We start from the raw sequence: 20,167 nt of genomic DNA on the forward strand, positions 1-20,167 counted from the left end.
TCAGCGGCGCGACATGTAGATGTCGAGCGCCTTGTGCAGGAGCTTGTTGAGCGGGAAGTCCCACTCGCCGAGGTATTCGGCAGCCTGCCCGCCGGTGCCCACCTTGAACTGGATCAGACCGAAGAGATGATCCGTCTCATCGAGGGAGTCGCTGATGCCGCGCAGGTCATAGACGGTCGCGCCCAGTGCGTAGGAGTCGCGGAGCATCCGCCACTGCATCGCGTTCGAGGGCCGGACCTCGCGCTTGTGGTTGGCGGAGGCGCCGTAGGAGTACCAGACATGGCCTCCGACGATCAGCATCGTGGCGGCGGCCACGGCCTCGTTCTCGTGCATCGCGAAGTACAGCCGCATCCGGTTGGGGTCCTCGGTGTTGAGGGCCGTCCACATGCGCTGGAAGTAGCTGAGCGGGCGGGGCCGGAAGTGGTCGCGCTCCGCGGTGATCTCGTAGAGCCGCTGCCACTCGGCCAGATGCTCGTAGCCGCCCTGGACGACCTCGACACCGGCCTTCTCGGCCTTCTTGATGTTGCGGCGCCACAGCTGGTTGAAGCCCTTGTGGACATCCTCGAGGGAGCGGTTCTCCAGCGGCACCTGGAAGACGTACCGCGGCTGGACGTCACCGAAGCCGGCCCCGCCGTCCTCGCCCTGCTGCCAGCCCATCCGCCGCAGCCGCTCGGCCACCTCGAAGGCGCGCGGCTCGATGAAGGTGGCCTCGACATCGCGCAGCCGCTTGACGTCGGGGTTCTGGATGCCCGACTTGATCGCGGCGGAATCCCAGCGGCGGATGATGACCGGCGGGCCCATCTTCACGGAGAAGGCGCCCTGCTGCTTCAGATGCGCGAGCATCGGGCGCAGCCAGTCCTCCAGATTGGGGGCGTACCAGTTGATGACCGGGCCCTCGGGGAGATAGGCGAGATAGCGCTTGATCTTGGGCAGCTGGCGATAGAGGACGAGACCGGCACCGACGAGCTGACCCGTGGCGTCGAACCAGCCGAGGTTCTCCGAGCGCCACTCCGACTTGACGTCAGCCCACGCAGGCACCTGCATGTGGCTTGCCGCCGGCAGACTCTGGATGTACGCCAGATGCTGCTCTCGGCTGATCGTCCTCAGGGTCAGGCTCATGTGGGGCGCTCCTCGGCAGGTTTGTCCCCAGGGTCGGGGCTCCGGCTCTCGCGCCGAAGCCTACTGCGACCGGGACACGCCCCGTTCGGGCCCGGGGAGAACCGGGCTCCGGGCGGGCTCAGCCCAGCACGCCGCCGAAGAGCCCTCCATGCGCCATGCCGAGATAGAAGCCGACCCCGGCGGCACCGAGCCCGATGATCAGCAGAAACCGCTCACCGGTGGTCACGGACCTCAGCTGGCCCCAGGCACCGCTGATCATCCCGATCAACCCGACCCATGAGCTGACCAGGTGGAGGTGGGGGAAATGAGCCGTGACAAAGGCGATCACGCCGATCACCACGGTGACCACGGCGACCGTGTTCTCGACGGGATGCGACTTGCCGTCGGTGTCCAGGAAGGTGAGCAAGCTGTGGTGGGATCGTGCTGCCTGTGCCATGGGGCACCTCCAGGTAGGCACATAGAGCAGGGCGGCGAACTGTTACGCCGCTCACACCCGATGTGTACAGATTGCGGGCCAAGACGCCCGGATTTCAAGCGGGCGGCCGGAGCCGGGTACTGTGTACCGTCCGCGGTGGTGTCTGCACTGACGCCGAAGCGGATACGCATCACGACCCTCCTGCCACGGAACGACCGTGGCCGCTGAGTCCAAAGGAGGTGGGTTCCACATGCGTCACTACGAGGTGATGGTCATCCTCGACCCCGATCTCGAGGAGCGCGCTGTCTCCCCGCTGATCGAGAACTTCCTTTCCGTCGTCCGTGAGGGCAACGGCAAGGTCGAGAAGGTCGACACCTGGGGCCGTCGTCGTCTCTCGTACGAGATCAAGAAGAAGCCCGAGGGCATCTACTCGGTCATCGACCTGCAGGCCGAGCCCGCGGTCGTCAAGGAGCTCGACCGCCAGCTGAACCTGAACGAGTCGGTCCTCCGGACCAAGGTCCTCCGTCCCGAGACCCACTGACCGCGTAAGCGTTCAGCGGTCATCGGGGCCGAATCGCAACGAGTAGCAAGCAGCCCAGCAGTACCCGCCGAGAGGTTCCCCCAATGGCAGGCGAGACCGTCATCACGGTCGTCGGCAATCTCGTCGACGACCCCGAGCTGCGTTTCACTCCGTCCGGTGCGGCGGTCGCGAAGTTCCGCGTCGCGTCCACTCCCCGTACCTTCGACCGGCAGACCAACGAGTGGAAGGACGGCGAGAGCCTCTTCCTCACGTGCTCGGTGTGGCGGCAGGCCGCGGAGAACGTGGCCGAGTCCCTTCAGCGCGGCATGCGCGTCATCGTGCAGGGCCGTCTGAAGCAGCGGTCCTATGAGGACCGCGAGGGGATCAAGCGCACGGTCTATGAGCTGGATGTCGACGAGGTCGGCGCCAGCCTGCGCAACGCCACAGCCAAGGTCACCAAGACCACCGGTCGCGGTGGTCAGGGTGGTTACGGCGGTGGCGGTGGCGGTGGTGGCCAGGGTGGCGGCGGCTGGGGCGGTGGCCCCAGCGGCGGCGGCCAGCAGCAGGGCGGCGGCGCTCCGGCCGACGACCCGTGGGCGACCGGCGCTCCGGCCGGCGGCCAGGGCGGCGGTGGTGGTGGCTGGGGCGGCGGCTCCGGCAACTCCGGGGGCTACTCGGACGAGCCGCCCTTCTAGACCCGGGGCGTTGTTTCACGTGAAACAGCGCGCGGTCTGGTCAGGGCGACCAGCACACACTTCTTGATCACACTGGAGAGAGACAATGGCGAAGCCGCCTGCTCGCAAGCCTAAGAAGAAGGTTTGCGTGTTCTGCAAGGAGAAGATCTCCTACGTCGACTACAAGGACACGAACCTGCTGCGGAAGTTCATCTCCGACCGCGGCAAGATCCGTGCCCGCCGGGTCACCGGCAACTGCACCCAGCACCAGCGTGACGTCGCCACGGCCGTGAAGAACAGCCGTGAGATGGCGCTGCTGCCCTACACCTCCACCGCGCGATAAGGGAAGGGGACTGACTCATGAAGATCATCCTCACCCACGAGGTCTCCGGCCTCGGCACTGCCGGTGACGTCGTGGACGTCAAGGACGGTTACGCCCGTAACTACCTGGTCCCGCGTGGTCTGGCGCTCCGCTGGACCAAGGGCGGCGAGAAGGACGTCGAGCAGATCCGTCGCGGTCGTCGCATCCGCGAGATCGCCACGATCGAGCAGGCCAATGAGGTCAAGGCTCAGCTCGAGGGCGTCAAGGTGCGCCTGAAGACCCGTGCCGGCGACGCCGGCCGGCTGTTCGGCTCCGTCACCCCGGCCGACATCGCTTCGGCGATCAAGGACGCGGGTGGCCCGGAGGTCGACAAGCGCCGCATCGAGGTGCCGGCCCCGATCAAGACCCTGGGCGCGCACCAGGTCTCGATCCGGCTGCACGCCGAGGTTGCCGCCAAGGTCGGCGTCGAGGTCGTCGCCGCCTGACGATGGCCGTGACGGTCGTCGCTGGCACCGCGCACAGCGCACAGCGCACCGGAGGGCCGCACCCCGTTGTGGGTGCGGCCCTCCGGCGTGTGGGTCCTCCGCCACGCTGGTCCTCCGCCCTGTCGGCCTTCCGCCGCGTCGGGCTTCCGTCGCGTCGGGCTTCCGTCGTGTTGCCCTCCGCCGTGTTGCCCTCCGCCGTTCCGGGGGCTGACGGGTGGGGCGTCGGCTCAGCCTCGTACCGCGCCGGTGACGATCCAGCGGCCGGAGCGGGTGCGCAGCCACAGGGTCGCCATCCGGACCGACATCATCAGCGCCATGGTGCACCACAGCGCGGTCAGGCCCCCGCCGAGCGAGGGCACCAGCAGCGCCACCGGGGCGAAGACGGCCAGGGTGGCGATCATCGCCCAGGCCAGATACGGCCCGTCGCCCGCGCCCATCAGCACGCCGTCGAGGACGAAGACCACCCCCGAGACCGGCTGGATGAGGGCCGTGACCAGCAGGGCGGGCAGCAGGGCGTCCCGTACCGCGGAATCGGTGGTGAACAGGGGGATGAACAGCGGCCGGGAGGCGACCACCAGCAGGCCAAGCGCCACACCCGAGGCGATGCCCCACCGCACCATGCGGCGGCAGGCGGCCCGTGCCCCCTCCTCGTCGCCGGCGCCCAGATAGCGTCCGATGATCGCCTGGCCCGCGATGGCGATGGCGTCCAGGGCGAACGCCAGCAGGCTCCACAGGGTGAGCACGATCTGATGGGCGGCGATATCGGTGTCGCCGAGGCGGGCCGCCACGGCCGTCGCGATCAGCATCACGGCGCGCAGCGAGAGCGTACGGATCAGCAGCGGTGCACCGGCGTGGGCACAGGCCCTGATCCCCGCGGCATCGGGCCGCAGCGAGGTGCCATGGCGCCGCGCGCCCCGGACGACCACGGCGAGGTAGACGGCGGCCATGGCGTTCTGGGCGATCACCGTGCCCCAGGCCGAGCCCGCGATGCCCAGTCCGGCCCCATAGACCAGGGTGGCGTTCAGCGCGGCGTTGGCCCCGAAGCCGCCGACGGCGACATACAGCGGGGTGCGGGTGTCCTGGAGGCCGCGCAGCACACCGGTGGCGGCGAGCACCACCAGCATCGCGGGGATGCCGAGGGTGCTGATCCGCAGATAGGTGACGGCGTAGGGCGCGGCGGTGTCCGAGGCGCCGAAGAGGTCGACCAGGGCGGGGGCGGTGGGAAGGGCGACGGCGATGACGGTGGCGCCGAGCAGCAGGGCCAGCCAGATGCCGTCCATGCCCTGCCGTATCGCCCCGGCGAGGTCGCCCGCGCCGACCCTTCGGGCCACCGCCGCGGTGGTGGCGTAGGCGAGGAAGACGAAGATGTTGACGGCGGTGGCGAGCAGGGCCGCGGCGACGCCCAGACCGGCCAGCTGGGCGGTGCCCAGATGGCCGACGACGGCACTGTCGACCATGACGAAGAGGGGTTCCGCCACGAGTGCGCCGAAGGCGGGAAGCGCGAGCGCGATGATCTCGCGGTCGTGGTGGCGCGGGGTGCTCCGCGCGCTCGTGGGGGCCTGTGTCATGAGGGCAATGTAATCGTCCACAGGTAAGAGACACAAGCCGCAGCCGGTCCTTACAAGGCGGCGCGCGGGACGATCTTCTCTGCGCCCTTTGTCGTGATCTTGCGCTGGGGGCGGAAGTTTTTCTTCTGCACAGCCACTGGATAGAGAAACCGCAGGTCAGGCATGGCGTCTCGAGGTGATTGTGTGTTTGTCCACAGCACTGTCCCCCGGCCCGTGCACAGGTTCGCGCGACTTACCCACAGGATGAATCCCATCATCCACAGGCCCTGTGGATAACCAAGTTGGCTGGCGGTCCCGACGGGCCTACCGTGGTCCGGCGCCCGCCACCCGATCCGGCTCTGGAATCCCCAGCCTCCGATGCGCCGTGTCCGGAAAGCCGGCCGCTCAGTTGTGTCATAGCCGTGCCGTAAGAAGGACGGGCACGGTGAGGTTCGCTTCGCGGACGGGAGGAGGTGGCGGGGTGAGCGTGCCCGAGCCCATGGACGACCCATGGGCGGACTCCGGCCCGTCCGACCGGTTCCCGTCCCCCCGCTTCCGCCGTGGTGAGGGCGGCGGCCGGGGCCGGGACGGCCAGGACCGTGACGGAGGCGGCGGCTCCCCCTGGGAGGGCTCCGGCTTCGAGCGCGTTCCGCCCCAGGACCTCGACGCCGAGCAGTCCGTCCTCGGCGGCATGCTGCTCTCCAAGGACGCCATCGCCGATGTGGTGGAGGTCCTCAAGGGCAACGACTTCTACCGGCCCGCCCATGAAACCGTCTACCAGGCCATCCTGGACCTCTACGCCAAGGGCGAGCCGGCCGACCCGATCACCGTCGCCGCGGAGCTGACCAAGCGCGGCGAGATCGCCCGCGTCGGCGGCGCCTCGTATCTCCACACCCTCGTCCAGTCGGTCCCCACCGCCGCCAACGCCGAGTACTACGCGGAGATCGTCCACGAGCGCGCCGTGCTGCGCCGCCTCGTCGAGGCCGGCACCCGCATCACCCAGATGGGATACGCGGCGGACGGGGACGTCGACGAGATCGTCAACAACGCACAGGCCGAGATCTACGCCGTCACCGAGCAGCGCACCAGCGAGGACTATCTGCCGCTCGGCGACATCATGGAGGGCGCGCTCGACGAGATCGAGGCGATCGGCTCGCGCAGCGGGCAGATGTCCGGCGTGCCCACCGGCTTCACCGATCTGGACTCCCTCACGAACGGGCTGCACCCGGGCCAGATGATCGTCATCGCCGCCCGCCCCGCCATGGGTAAGTCCACCCTGGCCCTCGACTTCGCGCGGGCCTGCTCCATCAAGCACGCCATGCCCAGCGTCATCTTCTCCCTGGAGATGGGCCGCAACGAGATCGCCATGCGCCTGCTCTCCGCCGAGGCCCGGGTGGCGCTCCACCACATGCGGTCCGGCAGCATGACCGATGAGGACTGGACCCGGCTGGCCCGGCGGATGCCGGACGTCTCCCAGGCCCCGCTCTACATCGACGACTCCCCGAACCTGTCGATGATGGAGATCCGCGCCAAGTGCCGGCGCCTCAAGCAGCGCAATGACCTCCAACTGGTCGTCATCGACTACCTCCAGCTGATGCAGTCCGGCGGCGCCCGGCGCCCCGAGAGCCGTCAGCAGGAGGTCTCGGACATGTCGCGAAACCTGAAGCTGCTGGCCAAGGAGCTGGAAGTACCCGTCATCGCGCTCTCCCAGCTGAACCGAGGCCCCGAGCAGCGCACGGACAAGAAGCCGATGGTCTCGGACCTCCGAGAGAGTGGATCGATCGAGCAGGACGCGGACATGGTCATCCTGCTCCACCGCGAGGACGCCTACGAGAAGGAGTCGCCGCGCGCGGGCGAGGCGGACCTGATCGTGGCCAAGCACCGTAACGGCCCGACGGCCACGATCACGGTCGCCTTCCAGGGCCACTACTCCCGCTTCGTGGACATGGCCCAGACCTGACGCCGCCGCCGGGCCCGCGATTTGCCGGTCTCGCAAAGGGGTTTGTCAGGTTGCCCTGGGTGGGGGGAGGTTGGCGGGCATGGACACGGAATTCTGGGACGACATGTATCGCAGCCGCGATCAGCTCTTCAGTGGGGCGCCCAACGGGGTGCTCGTCACCGAGGTCGCCGACATGCCGCCGGGGCAGGCGCTCGATGTGGGGTGTGGGGAGGGTGGTGACGCGGTCTGGCTGGCTCGGCGGGGGTGGCAGGTGACCGCGGTGGACATCTCCCGGGTCGCCCTGGAGCGCGCCGCCGCGGCGGCCGCGGACATCGGGGGGCGGGTGGCGTGGACGCGGGCCGACCTGAGCAGCGCGCGATTCCCGGCCGCGGCGTTCGACCTGGTGTCCGTCCAGTACTTTCCGCTCAAGCGCCAGTCGGACCACGGCGCGCTGCGTGGCCTGCTGGACGCCGTCGCGCCCGGGGGCACGCTGCTGTTCGCCACCCATGACCTCGCCGATCTGAGCCCGAACCCGGAGCAGGGCTTCGACCCCCGGGACTATTACCAGCCCGACGACGTCGCCGGGGTGCTCGACGACGGCTGGGCGGTGGTGGTCAACGAGACCCGTCCACGCACCGCTCCCGCCCCCGCCGGTACCCACCACACCCATGACACCGTGCTGCGAGCGCGACGGCTGGGATAAGCGGTAGCCGGGTCGGGGCAGGGCAGGGCAGGGCAGGTCGGGTCAGGGCTGGAGTTGGTGGCCCAGGGCTGTCGCCTTCTCCACGCGGCGGGCGAGGACCTCCTCGTGACGGTCCGCCATCTGCCGCAGCGCGTCCTTGCGGTCGCGCTTGGAGAGCCGGTCGATGTAGAGGTGCCCCGAGAGATGGTCGGCCTCGTGCTGCAGACATCGGGCGAAGTAGCCGGTGCCCTCGATCATCAGCGGGTTGCCGTCCTTGTCGACGCCGCGGACCACGGTGCGGTCGGTACGCGGTACGTCCATCCGCGCGCCCGGTACGGACAGACAGCCCTCGGGCTCCTCGATGAGCAGCCGGTGGGCCGGGTCGGGCTGGTCCAGGACGGGGTTGATGATGTGGCCGATGTGCCGTACGCCGTGGTCGTCCGGGCAGTCATAGACGAACAGCCGCAGGTCGACGTCGACCTGGTTGGCGGCCAGACCGGCGCCGTCGGCGATGTACATGGTGAGGAACATGTCGTCGATGAGGGCGCTCAGCTCGGGCGTGCCGAACTCGGTCACCTCACGGCAGGAGCGGCGCAGCACCTCCTCGCCGACCTCGGTGATCCGGCGCGGTGCTCCGCGCTCGGCCTCGGGAGGCAGCGCCGGATAGGAGTCGACGGGTTTCCCCTGCACCAGGACGCGCACCGCTGACCTCACCTTTTCCGCCCCCACTGGCCGCCTGATGGCCGCTCACGGCCGCTGTCGGCCGCCCCCGCTGATGGTCATGTCCGGCCAACGTAGCAGGGGCGGTTCGGCCTCGGCTCCGGCGCGCGTCAGATCGCGTCAGGTACGGGCTCAGAGCGCTTCGCCGAGCTCCTCGAGCAGCCGCCGCTTGCTGCGGGCCCCGACCAGCGACCGCACCGGCTCGCCCGCCCGGAACAGCATCAGGGTCGGCATCGAGAGCACCCCGTACGCGTTGGTGGTGGACGGGTTCTCGTCCACGTCCAGGGACACCACCTTCAGCCGGTGGCCCTCCTCCTGCGCGATCTCCGCCAGCACCGGCGCGATCATCCGGCACGGCGGGCACCACGAGGCGGTGAACTTCACCAGCACCGGCAGCTCGGCCGCCAGCACCTCCTCGGCGAAGGTGGCGTCCGTGACCGTGGCCACTCCCCCGGTGTGTGTCAGTGACATGTCATCTCCCTCTGCGGTCCTTGTCATGTGTGTGGAGCCGCCGCGGTCACGGCGGGCTCATGGGCCGGGCGGCGTCAGCTCGCAGCGCGGCTCCGGGGCTCCTTCGGGCGCCGTCGCCGCGGCCTCCAGCTCCGCGCGGGCCCGCTCCGCCTGGATGAGCTGTGTCCCGACCCGCTCCCGGATCGCGCCCAGCCGGGCGATGCACTCGTCCAGTTCGGCGAGCTTGCGCCGGTAGACCTCCAGCGAGGCGGGGCAGGAGTCACCGGCCGGATGGCCGGAGCGCAGGCACTCGACGAACGGACGCGTCTCCTCCAGTTCGAAACCGAAGTCGCGCAGCGTGCGGATCTGCTGGAGCAGCCGCAGGTCCTCCTCGTCGTACGACCGGTAACCATTGCCGGTGCGGCGCGCGGGCAGCAGCCCGAGCGACTCGTAATAGCGCAGGGTGCGGGTGGTCGTACCCGCCCGTTCGGCCAGCTCTCCGATCCGCATGACTCGACGGTAGACCTTGACCCCGGCGTCAAGGCCAGAGCGCGCCGCGGGGCTGGGCGGCGCCCGGCCGCCGCCGACCGATGACCGACCGTTGTCAGACCCTCGCCGTAGAGTGCCGATATGACCACACCCGACGTGGATGAGTTCGCCGAGCCGCTGCCCGCCACCCGCCGTGCCCTGCTGCGCCGCCTCGCCCGCGGCCAGGCCGAGGGCCGTGCCCCGTCCCTGGTGGGGGCCGTGGTGCGGGAGGGGCGGCTGGTGTGGACGGGGTCGCGCAGCTCCGTGGACGGATCCGCACCGGACGCCGACACCCAGTACCGCATCGGCTCCTTGACCAAGACCTTTGTGGCGGTGCTGGTGATGCGGCTGCGCGACGAGGGGCTGCTGGACCTCGGCGATCCGCTGGCCAAGCATCTGGACGTGCCGGAGGCCGAGGGCGCGACCGTGGCCCAGCTCCTCTCCCACACCTCGGGTCTCGCCGCCGAGGCCCGCGGCCCGTGGTGGGAGCGCACGCCCGGGGCGCTGCGGCCAGAGACGGCCGACATCTTCGGCGAGCGCCCGCTGATCCACCCCGCGGGCCGCCGTCACCACTACTCCAACCCTGGTTTCGCGCTGCTCGGCGCGCTGGTCGAGCGGCTGCGCGGAGCGCCCTGGGGCGAGGTGCTCGCGCGCGAGGTGCTGGAGCCGCTGGGGATGGGGCGTACGTCGCTCGAGCCGCGGGCGCCGCACGCCGGGGGATGGGCCGTGCACCCCTGGGCGGATGTGCTGCTGCCCGAACCGGCCGAGGACACCGGGCGGATGGGTCCGGCCGGACAGCTCTGGTCGACCGCCGGGGATCTGGCCCGCTTCGCCGCCTTCCTGCTGGACGGGGACGAGCGGGTGCTCGGCGCGGAGTCGCTGGCCGAGATGCGGGCGCCCGCCGTCGCCCCCGAGGAGGGGGACTGGGACGGCGGCTACGGCCTGGGGACGCAGCTCGTCCGGCACGGCGGACGGTTCCTCCACGGCCACACCGGCTCCATGCCCGGCTTCCTGGCCTCGCTGTGGGTGAGCGCCGAGGACCGGCTGGCCGGGATCGCGCTGGCCAACGCCACCTCGGGGCCGGCGATCGGCGCCATCGCCGCCGACCTCATACGGATCGTGGCGGAGCACGAGCCCCGTATCCCCGAGCCCTGGCGGCCGCTCACCGAGGTGGATCCGGCGCTGCTGGCGCTGACCGGCCCCTGGTACTGGGGCCCCCGTGCCTACCACCTGCGGCTGCGGGCGGACCGCGGGCTGGAGCTGTCCCCGGCCACCGGGGGAGGCCGGGCCTCCCGCTTCAGGGCCGAGCCGGACGGCACCTGGACGGGGCTCGACGGCTATTACGCGGGGGAGACGCTGCGGGTGGTCGAGGGGGAGGGCGGCGCCCCGGCCCATCTGGACCTGGGCACCTTCGTGTTCACCCGGGAGCCTTACGCCCCGGGCGACGCGGTGCCCGGCGGGGTCGACCCGGAGGGCTGGCGCGCACTCTGAGGGGGGAGGCGGCGGGGCGGGAGCGGGTGCCGCGTTCCGGCGGGGTGTTGAGGATCCGGCGGCCGTAGCCTGACCCCGCCAGTGGTACGCACGGCCGGGGGCTGGGTCGGCGGTGCGGCGGGCGGCAGGTTGGTCTCCGGTTCTCCTGTACGTCGGTTCGCGGGTACGTCGGTGCGCCGGTTCAGCTGGTGCGCGGGTATGTCGGTATGTCGGTGCGCCGGTTCAGCTGGTGCGCGGGTATGTCGGTATGTCGGTGCGCCGGTTCAGCTGGTGCGCGGGTATGTCGGTATGTCGGTATGTCGGTGCGCCGGTTCAGCTGGTTCAGCCGTTGCGCGGGTGCTTCGGTGCGACGGTTCAGCCGGCGCGACCGTGCTTCGGTGCGTCGATACGCCGGAGCTCGCGGGCTCCCGTACCCACGTACTCCGTACCCCGCGCCTCCGTACGGGAGTGGCCTGATCCGATCCACTCGTCCTCCCCTCCCCCAGGAGCCCCGTCGTGCGCTTGTCCACGCTTCGTCTCAGCGCATCCCTGCTCGCCCTCACCACCGTCATGGCGGCCTCCATGGCCGCCTCCGGGACGGCCACCGCCCGGCCCGGCGGCCCGGCGGCCGGCCGCGACCGGCCGGGGACCGTCTGGTCGGCCGGGTGGGCCGCCCCCGTCCAGCGCCCCAGCTCGGGCTTCGAGAAGAACTGGGCCGAGAGCGGCTTCGCCGAGCACACCGCCCAGACCCTGCGTCAGGTCGTCCGGGTCACCGACGGCGGCACGGCCGCCCGGATCAGGCTGTCGAACCGTTACGGCACCACCCCGCTGCGCATCGCGGGCGCGACCATCGCCCGTACCGCGCACGGCGCCGCCGTCAACGGCGCGAGCCTGCGCCCGCTGACCTTCGGGCACCGTCGGTCGGTGGAGGTCCCGGCGGGCGGGGAGACGGTGAGCGACGCGGCCCCGCTGCGCGTGGCGGCCCGTCAGGCGGTCACCGTCACGCTGTACTTCGACCGCCCGACCGGCCCCGCCACCTTCCACGCCCAGGCGTACGCCAGCAGCTTCCGCGCGGACGGCGACCACCGCGCCGACCGCGCCGGGGCGGCCTTCGCCGAGACCACCCACTCCTGGTACTACCTCTCCGATGTCGAGGTCACCGGCGGCCCGCGCCACCCGGGTACGGTGGTGGCCTTCGGCGACTCGATCACCGACGGCTTCGGCTCGACCTATGACGCCGACCACCGCTGGCCGGATCTGCTGGCCGAGCGCCTCGTGGCCGCGGGCACCCCGCGCCCCGTACTCAACTCCGGGATCGGCGGCAATCTGCTGCTGCACGACTCGGCCTGGTACGGGGACCGGGCGGGCGCCCGCTTCCGGCGCGATGTCCTGGACAAGCCGGGCGTACGGTCGGTGATCCTGCTCGAGGGGCTCAACGACATCGGCTTCAGCGAGGTCGATCTGCCCACCTACAAGCCCGATCCGCAGGTGTCGGCCGATGAGGTGATCGCCGGTTACCGGGAGCTGATCGCTCTCGCGCACGCCCGCGGGATCAAGGTCATCGGCGGGACGATCCTGCCGTTCAAGGGCGCCGAGTACCACACCCCGCGGTCCGAGGCGAAGCGCGCCGCGATCAACGAGTGGATCCGCGCCTCGGGCGCCTTCGACGCGGTCGTCGACTTCGCGCAGGCCATGGCCGCGCCGTCCGACCCGCTGCGGCTGAACCCGGCGTACGACTCGGGCGACTTCAAGCACCCGAACGACGCGGGCTACCGGCGGATGGCCGAGGCCGTCGACCTCGCGACGCTATGAGGCCGCCGACGGGGGTGAGACCGGTGAGAACAGGTGAGAGCGGGTCGGTTCAGGCCAGCGGCAGCTTGAAGCCGATGTGGCTGGCCTCGAAGCCGAGCCGCTCGTAGAAGCGGTGGGCGTCGATACGGGTCGTGTCCGAGGTGAGCTGCACCAGCACGCACCCCTCGCGGCGTGACTCCTCGACGGCCCATTCGATCAGCTGGGTGCCGAGCCCGCCGCCGCGCTCCTCGGAGTGGATCCGGACGCCTTCGATGATCGAGCGCGTGGCGCCGCGCCGCGACAGCCCGGGGATCACGGTCAGCTGAAGGGTGCCGACGGTGCGGCCCTCCCGGACGGCGACGACCAGCCGCTGCTGGGGATCCGCGTCCAGCCGCTCGAACGCCGCGCGGTACGGGGCCAGGTCGTCCGGGGACTCCCGGCGGGCGCCGAGCGGGTCGTCCGTCAGCATGGCCACGATCGCCGGGATGTCATCGGCGGTCGCGCGCCGTATCTCGAAGTCGCTCATGCGGTGGAGCCTACGCCGGGCCCCGCGAGCCCCCGACGGCGGCGACGGGCCCACGGCCACCGCGGATCAGCGGGTCCGGGCATCAGGGCGTTCCAGCGCGTCAGGGCATCAGCGCGTGCCGGGATCAGCGGGTCCGGGCATCAGCGCGTGGTGCCGGTCAGCCCCTCCACCGCGGCGACGAGGGGCGCCAGCTCCGGCCGCCGGGCGGCCTCGGCGAGTGCCTCGCGCAGCGCGGTGTCATGCGTCGGCCGCGCCTCCTCCAGGAGTTTCAGCCCCTCGTCGCTGACGTCGGTGTAGATGCCGCGCCGGTCGTCGGGGCAGATGTAGCGGGCGAGCAGACCGCGGTCCTCCAGCCGGGTGACCAGCCGGGTCGTGGCGCTCTGGCTGAGTACGACGGAGTCGGCGAGCTGCTTCATCTGCAGATGTCCGCCGTCGCCGTCGTGCTGCCCGCTGAGTACGTTGAGCACCGAGAATTCGCGGACGCTCAGATCGTGCCCGGCCTGCAGCGCACGCTCGATATGCGTCTCTATCCGGCCGTGCAGGGAGGACAGGGCGCACCAGCCCTGGGCCAGGGTCTGTGCTACGGGCGGGGCGACGGCGCCGTGCGGTTCGTCCGGCATGGAACCCCTCCTTGGTGGGTGAGTGGATTCCAGGATAGTCCAGGCATGAAAAAGACCGCGTATGCAATTATCGGCGCTTTGTCGCCCGCAGCCGCCGCCCCCGGGCGGTCAGCCCCCAGGGCTTGATCACCGAGATCGCGGTGAGAAAGGTATAGACGCACAGGCTGACCGCCGGCGCCAGGATCAGATCCGTGGTCGCCCCGACCGCCCGCCCCGCCACGACATCGGCCATCGCGGAGTCGATCCGGGCGCGCAGTGCGAACGCCGTGGCGGCGGTGGTGATCATGGTCAGCCAGAACTTCACGTACACCCACCGGTGGCGCGCCAGCCCCCAGGGTGTCCCCAGCGACAGCACGATCCCGCTGACCAGCGACAGCAGGCTGATCGGAATCAGCAGCCAGTCGCCCAGCACGTTCATGGACCGGTACGCCGCCCCGGCGTCTTCGGCCGAGCCGGCCATGGCCCCGGTGATCCCCAGGGCCAGCACCCCGAGGGTCAGCCCGAGCCATCCGACGGAGACGACGACATGAACGACGAGGAGGCCCCGGCGCGCGGGGCGGGTGAGTTGCCGCATGCCCCCACCGTGGCGGCGTCGCGACCCCGGGGCGTCTGACGTCGGGAGTATCCGCGCGTACTCCCGGCGGCGCGGGCGGCCCGGCGCGTAGGTGCCGGCGGGCCGGGCGATGACGCCGGGCCGTCGGCGCCGGGCCGGGCCGTTGGCGTTCGGGCCGGGCCGTTGGCGTTGGGCCGGGGCGGGGCCGGTCGGCGGGTGCATCTACGCTCGGCTGGTATGACCAGACTGCATCTGTTCGATCTGGACGGGACGCTCATCCACGGCTCGGCCGCCGCGATCGAGATCTCCCGGCAGCTCGGTCTGGAGCGGGAGATCGCCGCGCTGGAGCGGGCGTTCGCGGGCGGGGAACTGACGACGGCCCAGTTCGCGGAGCGGGCCTGTGCGCTGTGGGCGGCGCTGACGGAGGAGCATGTGGCGGCGGCGTTCGAGGGGGCGCCGTGGCTGGCCGGGATCCGTGAGGTGTGGGCGGACATCCGGGCGCGGGGCGAGCGCTGTGCGGTGATTTCGCTCTCGCCGGGCTTCTTCGTGTCGCGGCTGCTGGAGTGGGGCGCGGACGCCACGTACGGCTCGACGTGGCCCGCCGTGCCGTTCCGGGAGCCGGTGGATCCGGCGGGGATCCTGACCCCGGCCGCGAAGGTCCGGATCGCCGATGAACTCTGTGCGAAGTTCGGCTTGACCAGGGATCACTGCGTGGCCTATGGGGATTCCCTCTCGGACGCCGAACTGTTCACGGTGGTGCCGGTCTCGGTCGCCGTGAACGCCGACCACCATGTGAGCGAAATCGCATCCCACGCCTATACGGGCCGCGATCTCCGAGAGGCTTACGAATTGATGGGTAACCACACGTAACTATCGGTAATTACGCGAGTTGGTGGGTGTAACAGATGTGGGGCACTTGGGGCTTGTGAATTCATCCGGGGCCGGTAGGGTCGGGTCCGGTTCCGTGCGGCGTGCTGTAACGGGGTCAGAACGGGCATCCCAGGGCAACCAGCGTAACGGGAACGCAGCCCCCGTTTCCCGGACTTCGGGCTATGCGCCCGGGGCGGGGAACGAGCATGGCATGCTGCCCGGCAGAGAGTTACAGAGAGGGTCGGCACGACCATTCTCGCTTGAACCAGTGCACCAGGACGGGGAATCGCGGGCACATTCCGGCAGCGGAAGTGCGAAGACCGACAGAAAGATGTTCGAGGCGAGGCAACCATGGACGCTCCGACCACCACATCGTCGGCCGGCAGCGACGGCTCCGGCGGAAACAGTGGCGACTGGGGCTGGTTCACCCCGAGCAGGAAACCGGCCGACGACCGCAGGACCCCGGACCAGCAGAGCGATGAGCGTGCGCCCAGCCGCCCGGTGAACCCGATACGCCCGGTCGGCACCGAAGCCGACCGCCGTACGCCCGCGGAGCCGGCCCCCGCGCCCGGCCGGGGAGCGGGCGGCCACCGCACCGACGACCGCCGTACGGACGACCATCGCCCGGACGACCATCGCCCGGACGACCGCCGGGCCCCCGGCCCCGCGGGGCACGGCCCAGCCGCCCCCGGCCCCGCCGCCCCCGGGCGCGAGGAGCATCAGCGCCCCGACGAGGTGGCCCCGGTCCCGCAGGACGTCCGGCCCGGCCCCGACTCGCCGTTCGCCGCCCCCGAGACCGCCTCGCCCGACGCGATCCTGCTGCGCCGCACCATGGCCGAGGTCGAGCCCATCAGCGACAAGGTCACCTCGTACTTCTACGCGCTGCTCTTCGTCCAGCACCCCGAGCTGCGGCCGCTCTTCCCCGCCGCCATGGACGCCCAGCGCGACCGGCTGTTCAAGGCGATCCTCACCGCCGCCCGGCTCATCGACGACCTCGACATCCTCACCGAGTTCCTCTCCCGGCTGGGCCGCGGCCACCGCAAGTACGGCACCCAGCCCGAGCACTACCCCGCCGTCGGCGAATGCCTGATCGGCGCGCTCACCCGCTACGCCGTCACCACCTGGAACGACGAGGCCGAGGCCGCCTGGGTGCGGGCCTACACCGCGATCTCCCAGATCATGATCGACTCGGCCGCCGAGGACGAGCTGATCGCCCCCGCGTGGTGGCAGGCCGAGGTGGTCGGGCATGAGACGCGCACCCATGACATCGCGGTCATCACCGTCCGTCCCGACCAGCCGTACCCCTTTCTGGCGGGCCAGTACACCTCACTGGAAACGCCCTGGTGGCCGCGGGTCTGGCGGCACTATTCGTTCGCCTCGGCGCCGCGCTCCGACGGGCTGCTCTCCTTCCATGTGAAGGCCGTCCCGGCCGGATGGGTGTCCTCCGCGCTGGTGCACCGGGCCCGCCCCGGCGATGTGATCCGCCTCGGGCCCCCCGCCGGTTCCATGACGGTCGACCACGCCAGCGACAACGGGCTGCTCTGCCTCGGCGGCGGCACCGGAATCGCGCCGATCAAGGCGCTGGTCGAGGACGTCGCCGACCACGGCCGCAACCGCCCGGTCGAGGTCTTCTACGGCGCCCGCAACGATCACGATCTGTACGACATCGACACCATGCTGCGGCTGGCCCAGAAGCATCCGTGGCTCGCGGTCCGTCCCGTCGTCTCCGACGGCCCGACCAACGGCCTCAGCGGTCGGCTGCCCGACGCCGTGCGGCAGTACGGCCCGTGGAACGCGTTCGACGCCTATCTCTCCGGGCCGCCCGGGATGATCCGCAGCGGTGTCGACGCCCTGATGGGCGTCGGCATTCCGTCGCACCGCATCCGGCACGACTCCATCGAGGAGCTCGCCGCGGCCGCGGAATAGGGCGCGGGCACGGACGGCATACGACGAAACACCAACACTAGGCAGGCATTCCGGCGATTCCGGACGGCGAATCAGGACGGGGACGAGAACCGTGGACAGTGCGGAGCACCTGGACGACCGCGCGTGGCGTCCCGGGAGCGACGGCGAACACCATTTGCAGCGGCGACTGGGCACCGTCGACCGCGCCGACCGCTTCTACGACGACCAGGTGCTGGACCACCTGAATGTCCGGATGCGGGAGTTCATCGAGCGCCAGGAAATGTTCTTCCTGGCCACCTCCGACCGGCACGGGGAGTGCGACAGCACGTTCCGGGCCGGTCCGCCCGGCTTTCTGAGAGTGCTCGACACGCGCACGCTGGCCTATCCCGAATACCGGGGGAACGGCGTCTTGGCCAGCCTCGGCAATATCCAGGAGAACCCCCACCTGGGCATTCTCATGGTCGACTTCTTCCGGGACCGGATCGGGCTGCATGTGAACGGCCGGGCCCGGGTGGTGGAGGACGCCGAGATGCGCGAGGCGCAGCCCGGACTGCCGGTGGACCCGGTGCCGGGGCGGCGCGCGGTGGTGTGGGTCGAGGTGACCGTCGAGGAGGCGTACATCCACTGCGCCAAGCACATCCCGCACCTCCAGAAGGTCCCGGCGCAGCGGCGCACCGGCGCTGGCGACGCCGCCCGGCGCCGTGGGCCCTCCGGTGACCGGGCCCTCGAGCACGACCGGGAGCGGGACTGGGGGACGGACGACGTCAAGCGGAAGGGCGGCGACTTCTTCGGCGCGGCGGCCGAGGCCCGCGAGGGCCGCCGGGTTCCCCCTACGCCGCCTGCGCCGCCTGCGCCCGCTGCGCCGCCGGCGGCCCCTATGCCCGCTGCGCCGCCCGTTTCGTCTGCTCCGTCTGCCTCGCCCGCGCAGCCCGCTCCGCCCGCGCGATCTGCTCCGCCCGCGCGATCTGCTCCGCCCGCGCCTGCTGCCCCATCCGTTCCGTCCGCCCCGTCTGTTCCGTCTGTCCCGTCCGTTTCACGGCCCTCGTGGGCGGTGGACCTGCCCGGACAACCTGCCCGGCCTCTTCCGGCCGCTCGGACCGAGCTGGAGGTCCCGGCCTCTCAGGGGCCGGCCGCCCCGGATCCTCAGCCCCTGACAGACTCGGACACTCAGGTCCTGGCGATCCCTCCTGCCCCGCCCACGTCACCGGTCTCATGGCCGGTGGGCCTGCCTGCCCAGACCGCCCCAACAGCCCCGACCGCCCCGACCGCCCCGGCCACTCAGGACGTCCGGGGCCCGCAGGTTCCGGTCGTCGAACCGGCCGTGCGGCCCGAACCGCAGGCCGACGCGGTGGCCGACCCCGCTCGGCGGGCCGCCGAGCCCTCGGCGGTGCGTGATCTCGGCCCGGCCATCCGGCCGCCGGTCCGCCCCGACGCGGGGCCCGAGGACTGGCGGGAGGAGGCCGAGCGGGTGCTGGCCGAGGCGCGTCAGCGGGCGGCCCGGAAGACCCAGCAGCCGTTCAGCGGCTGGTTCCGTTAGTTCCTCAGCCGAGGTCGTCCGCGAGCAGGGCCAGCACGCCCTCGATGTTGGCGTCGAGGTAGGCCCGCAGCGAGGGCGGCACCACCCCGACCGAGGCGATCCCCTCGCGGGTGAACGGGACGCTCACCACGTCGTACTCCCCGCACGGCTCGTCCACCTCCGGGCCGTGCCGCCGGGAGAGGTCCATCGAGGCGAGTCTGCAGACGAAGAAGTGCTGCACCTTCACGCCGGCCGCGCCCGCGTCCCCAGAGCCCTCAGCTCCCCCAGCGCCCCCAGCGCCCCCAGCGCCAGGGGCGCTCTCATCGGGATGCGGGACGGTGTCGACGAAGGCGGGCACCACGTCCGTCACCTTCGCGCCCAGTTCCTCGTCCACCTCGCGGTACAGGGCCTCGACGACGGTCGCGTCCTCGGGCTCCATCCCGCCGCCCGGAGTGATCCAGTACGGCGCCTGGCCGGGCTTGGTGCGCTTGATCAGGATCATGCGGGGCGCGGTGTCGCCCTCGATCAGAATGGCACGGGCGGTGCGCTTGACCACGGGTCGTTCGGTCATGCAGGACATCTGCCGCACCCTCGGTCCCGCGAAACCACTTATTCACCAATCGACAGCCGCGCGCAACAGCCACTCGTGCGCCCGCGCGATATGGGGCAGCGCGAGTGCCCCCGTCCGCACCACCAGGAAATAGGTGCGCAGTGGCGGCACCGGCGGGTTGAGCAGCGCCACCACCTCCCCGGCGTCCAGCGCGTCCATGCACAGATAGCGGGGCAGAACGCCGAGCCCCGCGCCCTGCGCGACACAGGCGAGCACCGCGCGCAGATCGGGCGCGATGATCGTGCCGGCGGTGACCGGCCGGGTGTCGAAGACGGCCGACCAGTAGCGGGTGACCAGCGGCAGGCTCTCATGCACCTCGACGACGGGCAGCGCCTCCAGCGCCCGCACCCCCTTGACCTGGAGCACCGCCGGACCGCCGAGCCGGGCGGCCCAGCGCGGGGACGCGACCAGCACATGCTCCTCGTCGCACAGCGGGGTGGCGGCCAGCAGCCGGCCCCGTGGCCGGGCGGTGGTGATGGCCAGGTCGTGATGGCCGGCGCCCAGTCCCTCGAACAGCTCCTCGGCACTGCCGAAGGCGCAGCGCACCGCCAGCCCCTGGGTGACCAGGGTGGTCAGCGCGGGCAGGGCGCGCAGCGCGGTGAACTCCGGAGGGCCCGCGAGATGCAGGGTGCGCAGCGCCGAGCGATCGTCCAGACCGGCCTCGGTGATCTCCACCAGGGCGTCGAGATGCGGCGCGGCCTTGTGGGCGAGTTCGTCCCCGACCGTGGTGGGGACGACGCCGCGCGCCGTACGGAGGAACAGGGGGCGGCCGAGCTGCCGCTCCAGGGTGCGTATCTGGCCGGTGACGGCGGGCTGGGAGAGCCCGAGCAGCCCGGCGGCGCGGGTGAAGGACCCGGCGCGGTGGACCGCGACAAAGGTGCGTAAGAGGGCCAGATCCATGCGGT

Annotated in this window: 21 protein-coding genes and 1 pseudogene; 11 read left to right on the forward strand and 11 right to left on the reverse strand. The window is 71.3% G+C overall.

All coding sequences use genetic code 11. The features are described 5' to 3' along the window. Entirely contained in the window at positions 1-1,119 is a 1,119-nt protein-coding gene (locus tag NP777_RS20070) for a lipid II:glycine glycyltransferase FemX (RefSeq protein ID WP_256651550.1), read from the reverse strand. A gap of 118 nt (positions 1,120-1,237) precedes the next feature. Beyond that, a complete protein-coding gene (locus NP777_RS20075) occupies positions 1,238-1,555 on the reverse strand; it encodes a hypothetical protein (protein ID WP_256651551.1) in 318 nt (105 codons plus the stop codon). A 229-nt stretch (positions 1,556-1,784) separates the two neighbouring features. Between NP777_RS20075 and rpsF the strand changes: the two genes are divergently transcribed. From rpsF to rplI, 4 genes are all read left to right on the forward strand, one after another. Next, entirely contained in the window at positions 1,785-2,075 is a 291-nt protein-coding gene (gene rpsF / locus NP777_RS20080; RefSeq protein ID WP_030827724.1) for a 30S ribosomal protein S6, read from the forward strand. 83 nt (positions 2,076-2,158) lie between these two features. Beyond that, positions 2,159-2,749: a single-stranded DNA-binding protein gene (locus tag NP777_RS20085; protein ID WP_256651552.1), complete on the forward strand. Its 591-nt coding sequence runs from the start codon at positions 2,159-2,161 to the stop codon at positions 2,747-2,749. A gap of 85 nt (positions 2,750-2,834) precedes the next feature. Further along, entirely contained in the window at positions 2,835-3,071 is a 237-nt protein-coding gene (gene rpsR, locus NP777_RS20090; RefSeq protein WP_003978893.1) for a 30S ribosomal protein S18, read from the forward strand. A 17-nt stretch (positions 3,072-3,088) separates the two neighbouring features. Continuing rightward, positions 3,089-3,535: a 50S ribosomal protein L9 gene (gene rplI / locus NP777_RS20095; RefSeq protein WP_256651553.1), complete on the forward strand. Its 447-nt coding sequence runs from the start codon at positions 3,089-3,091 to the stop codon at positions 3,533-3,535. Positions 3,536-3,762: 227 nt separating this feature from the next. Here rplI and NP777_RS20100 read toward each other — a convergent pair whose 3' ends face one another. Then, positions 3,763-5,103 carry an MATE family efflux transporter gene (locus NP777_RS20100; RefSeq protein ID WP_256651554.1) on the reverse strand — a complete coding sequence of 447 codons (1,341 nt, stop codon included), beginning with the start codon at positions 5,101-5,103 and terminating at the stop codon, positions 3,763-3,765. Positions 5,104-5,563: 460 nt separating this feature from the next. Between NP777_RS20100 and dnaB the strand changes: the two genes are divergently transcribed. Both dnaB and NP777_RS20110 read left to right on the forward strand, forming a co-directional pair. Continuing rightward, positions 5,564-7,042 carry a replicative DNA helicase gene (gene dnaB, locus NP777_RS20105; protein ID WP_037954653.1) on the forward strand — a complete coding sequence of 493 codons (1,479 nt, stop codon included), beginning with the start codon at positions 5,564-5,566 and terminating at the stop codon, positions 7,040-7,042. A gap of 79 nt (positions 7,043-7,121) precedes the next feature. After that, positions 7,122-7,724 (forward strand): class I SAM-dependent methyltransferase, encoded by a 603-nt coding sequence (locus NP777_RS20110; protein WP_256651555.1) that lies wholly within the window; start codon positions 7,122-7,124, stop codon positions 7,722-7,724. Positions 7,725-7,766: 42 nt separating this feature from the next. On the opposite strand, the gene def is transcribed toward NP777_RS20110, so the two are convergent. The 3 genes from def to NP777_RS20125 all read right to left on the reverse strand — a co-directional run bounded on the left by def (position 7,767) and on the right by NP777_RS20125 (position 9,383). Further along, on the reverse strand, positions 7,767-8,405 hold the full coding sequence (gene def / locus NP777_RS20115) for a peptide deformylase (protein ID WP_256651556.1): 639 nt from the start codon (positions 8,403-8,405) through the stop codon (positions 7,767-7,769). 150 nt (positions 8,406-8,555) lie between these two features. Then, positions 8,556-8,894 (reverse strand): thioredoxin, encoded by a 339-nt coding sequence (trxA, locus tag NP777_RS20120; RefSeq protein ID WP_044572667.1) that lies wholly within the window; start codon positions 8,892-8,894, stop codon positions 8,556-8,558. A gap of 57 nt (positions 8,895-8,951) precedes the next feature. Beyond that, positions 8,952-9,383: a MerR family transcriptional regulator gene (locus tag NP777_RS20125; RefSeq protein ID WP_256651557.1), complete on the reverse strand. Its 432-nt coding sequence runs from the start codon at positions 9,381-9,383 to the stop codon at positions 8,952-8,954. A gap of 120 nt (positions 9,384-9,503) precedes the next feature. On the opposite strand from NP777_RS20125, the gene NP777_RS20130 reads away from it, so the two are divergent. Together NP777_RS20130 and NP777_RS20135 are read left to right on the forward strand one after the other, a co-directional pair. Next, positions 9,504-10,892: a serine hydrolase domain-containing protein gene (locus NP777_RS20130; protein ID WP_256651558.1), complete on the forward strand. Its 1,389-nt coding sequence runs from the start codon at positions 9,504-9,506 to the stop codon at positions 10,890-10,892. 495 nt (positions 10,893-11,387) lie between these two features. Continuing rightward, on the forward strand, positions 11,388-12,683 hold the full coding sequence (locus tag NP777_RS20135) for an SGNH/GDSL hydrolase family protein (protein ID WP_256651559.1): 1,296 nt from the start codon (positions 11,388-11,390) through the stop codon (positions 12,681-12,683). A 49-nt stretch (positions 12,684-12,732) separates the two neighbouring features. Here the strand turns inward: NP777_RS20135 and NP777_RS20140 are convergent, their stop codons facing one another. From NP777_RS20140 to NP777_RS20150, 3 genes are all read right to left on the reverse strand, one after another. Continuing rightward, a complete protein-coding gene (locus tag NP777_RS20140; RefSeq protein WP_256651560.1) occupies positions 12,733-13,188 on the reverse strand; it encodes a GNAT family N-acetyltransferase in 456 nt (151 codons plus the stop codon). Positions 13,189-13,328: 140 nt separating this feature from the next. Further along, positions 13,329-13,808, reverse strand: coding sequence for a MarR family winged helix-turn-helix transcriptional regulator (locus tag NP777_RS20145; protein WP_256651561.1), 480 nt, complete (start codon positions 13,806-13,808; stop codon positions 13,329-13,331). 67 nt (positions 13,809-13,875) lie between these two features. Beyond that, positions 13,876-14,382 (reverse strand): DUF2269 domain-containing protein, encoded by a 507-nt coding sequence (locus NP777_RS20150; protein ID WP_256651562.1) that lies wholly within the window; start codon positions 14,380-14,382, stop codon positions 13,876-13,878. Between the two features lie 216 nt (positions 14,383-14,598). Here NP777_RS20150 and NP777_RS20155 point away from each other — a divergent pair, with 216 nt between their 5' ends. The 3 genes and pseudogenes from NP777_RS20155 to NP777_RS48540 all read left to right on the forward strand — a co-directional run. Then, a complete protein-coding gene (locus NP777_RS20155; RefSeq protein ID WP_256651563.1) occupies positions 14,599-15,231 on the forward strand; it encodes an HAD family hydrolase in 633 nt (210 codons plus the stop codon). A 351-nt stretch (positions 15,232-15,582) separates the two neighbouring features. Then, a complete protein-coding gene (locus tag NP777_RS20160; RefSeq protein ID WP_256651564.1) occupies positions 15,583-17,157 on the forward strand; it encodes a globin domain-containing protein in 1,575 nt (524 codons plus the stop codon). Positions 17,158-17,248: 91 nt separating this feature from the next. After that, positions 17,249-17,963: pseudogene (locus NP777_RS48540) on the forward strand (pyridoxamine 5'-phosphate oxidase family protein); the annotation flags it as partial. A gap of 714 nt (positions 17,964-18,677) precedes the next feature. Here the strand turns inward: NP777_RS48540 and NP777_RS20170 are convergent. Together NP777_RS20170 and NP777_RS20175 are read right to left on the reverse strand one after the other, a co-directional pair. Further along, a complete protein-coding gene (locus NP777_RS20170) occupies positions 18,678-19,223 on the reverse strand; it encodes an NUDIX domain-containing protein (protein ID WP_256651566.1) in 546 nt (181 codons plus the stop codon). Positions 19,224-19,265: 42 nt separating this feature from the next. Then, entirely contained in the window at positions 19,266-20,162 is an 897-nt protein-coding gene (locus NP777_RS20175) for a LysR family transcriptional regulator (protein ID WP_256651567.1), read from the reverse strand. Positions 20,163-20,167: the final 5 nt, after the last annotated feature.

It is taken from the genome of Streptomyces rugosispiralis, from assembly GCF_024505145.1.
Classification (GTDB): domain Bacteria; phylum Actinomycetota; class Actinomycetes; order Streptomycetales; family Streptomycetaceae; genus Streptomyces; species Streptomyces rugosispiralis.

Coding starts and splice junctions, on each gene's coding strand:
- NP777_RS20070 (WP_256651550.1), bottom strand. CDS start 1,119: ATGAGCCTGACCCTGAGGACGATCAGCCGAGAGCAGCATCTGGCGTAC.
- NP777_RS20075 (WP_256651551.1), bottom strand. CDS start 1,555: ATGGCACAGGCAGCACGATCCCACCACAGCTTGCTCACCTTCCTGGAC.
- rpsF (WP_030827724.1), top strand. CDS start 1,785: ATGCGTCACTACGAGGTGATGGTCATCCTCGACCCCGATCTCGAGGAG.
- NP777_RS20085 (WP_256651552.1), top strand. CDS start 2,159: ATGGCAGGCGAGACCGTCATCACGGTCGTCGGCAATCTCGTCGACGAC.
- rpsR (WP_003978893.1), top strand. CDS start 2,835: ATGGCGAAGCCGCCTGCTCGCAAGCCTAAGAAGAAGGTTTGCGTGTTC.
- rplI (WP_256651553.1), top strand. CDS start 3,089: ATGAAGATCATCCTCACCCACGAGGTCTCCGGCCTCGGCACTGCCGGT.
- NP777_RS20100 (WP_256651554.1), bottom strand. CDS start 5,103: ATGACACAGGCCCCCACGAGCGCGCGGAGCACCCCGCGCCACCACGAC.
- NP777_RS20110 (WP_256651555.1), top strand. CDS start 7,122: ATGGACACGGAATTCTGGGACGACATGTATCGCAGCCGCGATCAGCTC.
- trxA (WP_044572667.1), bottom strand. CDS start 8,894: ATGTCACTGACACACACCGGGGGAGTGGCCACGGTCACGGACGCCACC.
- NP777_RS20125 (WP_256651557.1), bottom strand. CDS start 9,383: ATGCGGATCGGAGAGCTGGCCGAACGGGCGGGTACGACCACCCGCACC.
- NP777_RS20130 (WP_256651558.1), top strand. CDS start 9,504: ATGACCACACCCGACGTGGATGAGTTCGCCGAGCCGCTGCCCGCCACC.
- NP777_RS20140 (WP_256651560.1), bottom strand. CDS start 13,188: ATGAGCGACTTCGAGATACGGCGCGCGACCGCCGATGACATCCCGGCG.
- NP777_RS20145 (WP_256651561.1), bottom strand. CDS start 13,808: ATGCCGGACGAACCGCACGGCGCCGTCGCCCCGCCCGTAGCACAGACC.
- NP777_RS20150 (WP_256651562.1), bottom strand. CDS start 14,382: ATGCGGCAACTCACCCGCCCCGCGCGCCGGGGCCTCCTCGTCGTTCAT.
- NP777_RS20155 (WP_256651563.1), top strand. CDS start 14,599: ATGACCAGACTGCATCTGTTCGATCTGGACGGGACGCTCATCCACGGC.
- NP777_RS20160 (WP_256651564.1), top strand. CDS start 15,583: ATGGACGCTCCGACCACCACATCGTCGGCCGGCAGCGACGGCTCCGGC.
- NP777_RS20170 (WP_256651566.1), bottom strand. CDS start 19,223: ATGACCGAACGACCCGTGGTCAAGCGCACCGCCCGTGCCATTCTGATC.
- NP777_RS20175 (WP_256651567.1), bottom strand. CDS start 20,162: ATGGATCTGGCCCTCTTACGCACCTTTGTCGCGGTCCACCGCGCCGGG.